We start from the raw sequence: 479 nt of genomic DNA, 5'->3' as shown, positions 1-479 counted from the left end.
TATCTTCACCTAAAATATTCATTAGTGATTCATTATGATTTGATAAAATACTTGAAACTTTTAACTTCATAAAATTTTTCCCCATTTCTTTTATTTTTCTCAAGTAAAATTCTGCTCATAATTTATTCTCCAAAAAATTCGCATCTGGGTCAACTTCAATGAAAAATTCAATATCTGTAAATGAACGTCCAATTTTTTGGTTCATATGAAATATTGAGATCATTTTTATGATTAATTTCATTGACAGATTTATCTATAACAAAACGTTTTAGATCGGACCACGTCAAAAATTTGTCATTAATACAGTTATCCCTGTGCATACAGGGAACACGAACGGCGCGACTTTAAACCCTGCGTCGGGTGCGGTTTATCCCTGTGTATACAGGGAACACTCTAATTATAACTATTTGTTTTATAAATAAAATAATTAACTTAAATTTTCTACCAATTTTTAAGCGCTGTAATGAATCACTGATAAT

At 29.2% G+C, this 479-nt stretch carries 1 protein-coding gene; it reads right to left on the bottom strand.

Going from position 1 to position 479, the window contains the following annotated elements:
- Positions 1–167: 167 nt before the first annotated feature.
- Positions 168–320, bottom strand: coding sequence for a RepB family plasmid replication initiator protein (locus tag A9G30_RS13745; RefSeq protein WP_141672100.1), 153 nt, complete (start codon positions 318–320; stop codon positions 168–170).
- Positions 321–479: the final 159 nt, after the last annotated feature.

It is taken from the genome of Gilliamella sp. Fer4-1, assembly GCF_001690515.1.
Taxonomy (GTDB): domain Bacteria; phylum Pseudomonadota; class Gammaproteobacteria; order Enterobacterales; family Orbaceae; genus Gilliamella; species Gilliamella apicola_C.
Note: the sequence above shows the minus strand (reverse complement) of the source record. Positions and strands in the feature narration are given on the sequence as shown.

What these genes read in the sequence shown, in the direction of transcription:
- A9G30_RS13745 (WP_141672100.1), bottom strand. Translation starts at nt 320, where the DNA reads ATGCACAGGGATAACTGTATTAATGACAAATTTTTGACGTGGTCCGAT.